Source organism: Anaerosporobacter sp., assembly GCF_965301125.1.
The window spans coordinates 1-4,478 of record NZ_CBDLAM010000252.1 but is presented as its reverse complement, the minus strand read 5'-3'; the positions used below and the strand labels follow the sequence as shown (position 1 = coordinate 4,478).

Here is a 4,478-nt window from a genome sequence, read left to right as displayed (position 1 = left end):
TATAGCATAAATAGTGGAAAAAGTAAAGGTGTTAATCTGGTTTATTAATAAAGAGAAAGAGGAATTATATGTAAATACTACTATTCATCTATTTTTACGTGTATAGATGAGGAATAACTTATATTAATAACTATTTGTATTGGAGAAAGCTAATGAATTATAAAGATTATAAAATGAGCAAAAAAGGGCAATATGAATCGGTAGGAACATTTGGAGATTCCATCTATGCTTATGAATATTTAACTGGGGCATGCTGCGTTCCAGAATATATACAAATTACGAAAGCAGAATATGATACTTTTGAACAGTGGAAAAATGAATGTATAGGAGACTTTGGGAAAAATTTGAAATACATAATCGTAAAGCTTTGTGTGGTGCGTATAAGGAATAGGTGAAAATTTACTATCAGATGAGAAGGAGTTGGAATATAAAGAATTTTATACTTGGCATTGAAAGTAATAAGATGAGCTAATAAAAAAAACACTTACGAAAATTTTTTAAAAATGATAAAATAATCATGTAACAAACTTCTGGTAATTTTGTGTATATGTAGGACTCTTCACTAGGATTCGCCGAATGTGAAGCAGTCCTTTTTTATTTGGAAAGGAGGGTGAAAAAGATGGAAGATAATAAGAAAAAAGCCTTGGAGGCAGCGATATTCAAGATAGAAAAAGATTTTGGGAAAGGTGCAGTTATGCGTCTAGGTGATCCTAATGCAATGGGAGAGGTGGAAGTGGTACCGACAGGTGCTTTAAGTCTTGATATTGCTTTAGGATTAGGAGGAATTCCGAGAGGGAGGGTAGTTGAGATATTTGGACCAGAATCCAGTGGAAAAACCACAGTATCTCTTCATATGGTTGCTGAAGTTCAGAAGCGAGGCGGCATTGCTGCATTTGTTGATGCTGAACATGCGCTTGATCCGAAATATGCGAAGAATATTGGTGTGGATATAGATGAACTATACATATCACAGCCAGATACGGGAGAACAAGCATTGGAGATTGCAGAATTCATGGTACGCTCTGGTGCTATTGATATTGTCGTAATAGACTCAGTTGCCGCCCTTGTTCCAAAGGCTGAGATAGATGGGGAAATGGGAGATGTACATATGGGATTACAAGCTAGATTGATGTCCCAAGCAATGAGAAAACTTACACCAGTGGTCAGCAAATCAAAATGTATTGTTATCTTTATCAATCAGCTTCGAGAGAAGATTGGCATTATGTTTGGAAATCCAGAGGTGACTACTGGAGGACGAGCACTAAAATTCTATTCTTCAGTACGTTTGGATGTTCGTAGAATTGATCAGATTAAAGCGGGTGGCGAGAGAATCGGTAACCGTACAAGAGTGAAAGTGGTAAAAAACAAGATTGCACCTCCATTTAAAGAAGCGGAATTTGATATTATGTTTGGAACTGGAATTTCGAGGGTAGGAGATATCCTTGACCTTGCGGCGGAGGTTAACATAATCAACAAGAGTGGTTCTTGGTACTCCTATGAAGGTACAAAGTTGGCACAGGGCAGAGAGAGTACAAAGGATTATATGTTGCAGCATCCTGAATTTATGGAAGATATAGAGAAGAGAGTAAGGGATTATTATCATCTTAAGGCGGATGGAACAGATGTTTCAGTGGCTAATAAGCAAGAAGATTATGTAACAAGTGATTATTAATGCTATATGCATTGATATAAATATTAGAAAGAGGTAGATAAGATGAAAAGAATTAAAGCAGCATGTATTACACAAACTTTACATTTTATGTTGAAGGAAGATATCGCACATGATTATGCGGTAAAGATGGTTAATGAAGAAGTGAGCAAGTACAAAATGAAACTTGATAAGAGTGGTACAAAGTACAAAATTTTGTTGGAAAGTACACAGGATGATGGTTCCGTTATCATTGAAATCAAGAAACAGTATAATGTATCCCCAGTAGGAGATTATTTGAAATAATAAAAAATTGATGATTAAGGAAAATTAATAATGACACGTAAAGACACAAGTAGTACATAACGCTACTTGTGTCTTTTTATGCAAAAAAAGGAGATGGAAATTTGCTTATATGTTGTAAAATAAATACATCTGAATTACAATGTATATAATTGGTTTTTTAATTATGGATGTAGTACTAGGTAATACATAAGTATTTCATCTACAATGAATAGTAAGAACTCGTTAATAACTATACAGAGTATAGCACATTGATTAAAAAAGTAATGAAAGCCAATAATATCGGTGGTACGTAAGCGTAATGGGGGTGGATTATGTTTTGGAAGAAAAGAAAATTAAAAGAAGAAGAGGACAGATAAATAAAATATAGAGAGAACATAAAAAGTGCAATTGAAAATCTTAATCAGGGTAAAATGAATTACATAGCCATTGTATATCAGGCATTCGCTACAGATGATACGGAAATCATCAGTTTATCTTCTAAGGCTATTAATAAAACGTTGTGTCATATGAGTTCAATACAGATAATAAAATTAGATGAACAATTTCGCCGGTATACATCACTTGAATGGTATATCGATTGGGAACTCATTTCCTTGGAAGATTTGAAGAGTAATATTAGAAATCAAGAAGAATATTTGAATGTAATTAGATTGGGAACATTTCATCCAAATGGATTTTTAAGAGAAAAATGCCTTATGGAGTTAAGTGAAGATCCAGAAGCTCTCCCTTATTTACTTTTAAGACTAAATGATTGGGTACAACCAATTAGAGATAGAATATGTGGAATTATTAAAAAGAGCATTTGCAATTCCTCTATACATAATGTGATTGCTGCATTACCATTTTTAGAAAAAGCAAAAAAAGGAGAACGAAGAAATCTAGATGTTTTTATGCAAATAGAATATATGATTGTACAAAAAATCAAAGGTCAAATTTCTGATTTGAAAATTTATGAAATATATAAGTATGATTTTCATGTACGAAAATACCTATATTGTTTATTACTAAATGAAAAAATTGTAAGTAAAGAACAAGCAGAACAGTTGTTGCAAAGAGAAAAGAATAGTAGTAACTGCAAAACAATTATTATCAGTGCAATTTTAGATGATTACATATGTGATTTGAATGAGATTGATGTTTATTTACAGAATAAAAGTGCCGTTGTTAGAAGGAAAGCGTTAGACCGTAAGTATGCTATATTAAAGAAAAATTGGGCAGGCATAGAAAAATTGTTATTAGACAATTCCAAGGGATTTCGCGAAACAGTATGTTATATAATAAAAAAACATACAGATATAGATATTATCAATTATTATATAGAACATTTAGAAACAGAATATACCAGAGTTGCAATATTGGGAATTGGTGAAAATGGAAATAAGGAAAACGTAAAAGATATTATTAGCTATCTTCAATCCTACAATGAAAAAGAAGTTAGAGATACCTTAAAATCTCTAGGAAGTTGTCTCGGAACAGATGGAGAGTCAATATATTGGAAATATATTATGGATCCAAGAATTTCGGTGGCCAAAAGTGCATATAATGCAATTCGTTCAAATGAAATTCGGTATGGATCCAAACAAATTTATGAACGTTTCTTAAATTGTGAATATGAGTTTACAAAGCGATATTTGGTTAATTTGTTATTAAATGAATCTTCGTGGAGCCGCTTACCATACTTGCTACAATTATATAACTATGAGGATATATCATTACAGGATAAGATAAGAAAAAAGGCAACCCAAAGAAGTTGCTATAGCAAATTGAGTGAAATTGAAGCTGAGAAACTACGGAAGATTATGAATGATTCTACTTTGAGAATTCCAGCCAAATTAATTTCCGATATAGAGTTAGATTTAAAATATGTAACAGTTGACAATATTATTAATGATCAACAAAATATAAAATTAGCAAAACGATCAGATGATATTGATTGGAATAAACAGTATGAATTTGTAGAGCACATAGGTATTAAAAGTTATGAACAAATACATTTCGAAGAATGCAAGTATATTTGGAAGAACTGGGTGCCAAAGCAGGGACAAGCGGATTATTTACAAGGGGAATTGCTTAGACAAGCTGAAAAACTTAGAAATGAAGCCATGGACAATGGAAATATAAATTGGGATGATAATTTTGATTGGTTTTGTGATTTTTTGAAATATACATTAGTAGATAGTGATATTTTTGGGCAAGAAAAAATTGAAAAATTGAAATAAGTTATAGAGTATATTAAGGATAATGGTAATTATGCAAAGCGATATTCAGAAGGAAAAATAGCGGATGAGGATTGCGATATTTTTCATTTAGCATATACGGAAGATGATCTCTATAATTACTTGGAGGATGCTATTGCAGAATACTATTTGGCTAATAAGGAACCAACTATATATGAAAAAAAGTCTTTTATTTTTAGATGATATTTATAAAAAACACTTATCAGAATAAAAGTTACGATTATCTCTGGTTGTTAGGTGAAGATTATTATGGCTGTAGAGGTTTTGGTGGCCAAAACATTACAGTA

The 4,478-nt window shown here is 32.0% G+C and carries 4 protein-coding genes; all 4 read left to right on the top strand.

Annotated elements, in window-relative coordinates:
* The first annotated feature begins 152 nt into the window (after positions 1-152).
* The 4 genes from ACW2QF_RS18045 to ACW2QF_RS18030 all read left to right on the top strand — a co-directional run bounded on the left by ACW2QF_RS18045 (position 153) and on the right by ACW2QF_RS18030 (position 4,173).
* Positions 153-395, top strand: a complete 243-nt coding sequence (locus ACW2QF_RS18045) for a hypothetical protein (RefSeq protein ID WP_455717407.1) — start codon at positions 153-155, stop codon at positions 393-395.
* Between the two features lie 224 nt (positions 396-619).
* Entirely contained in the window at positions 620-1,672 is a 1,053-nt protein-coding gene (gene recA / locus ACW2QF_RS18040; protein WP_455717406.1) for a recombinase RecA, read from the top strand.
* Between the two features lie 42 nt (positions 1,673-1,714).
* Positions 1,715-1,954, top strand: coding sequence for a hypothetical protein (locus ACW2QF_RS18035; RefSeq protein WP_455717405.1), 240 nt, complete (start codon positions 1,715-1,717; stop codon positions 1,952-1,954).
* 410 nt (positions 1,955-2,364) lie between these two features.
* Positions 2,365-4,173, top strand: coding sequence for a hypothetical protein (locus tag ACW2QF_RS18030; protein ID WP_455717404.1), 1,809 nt, complete (start codon positions 2,365-2,367; stop codon positions 4,171-4,173).
* The last annotated feature ends 305 nt before the right edge of the window (positions 4,174-4,478 follow it).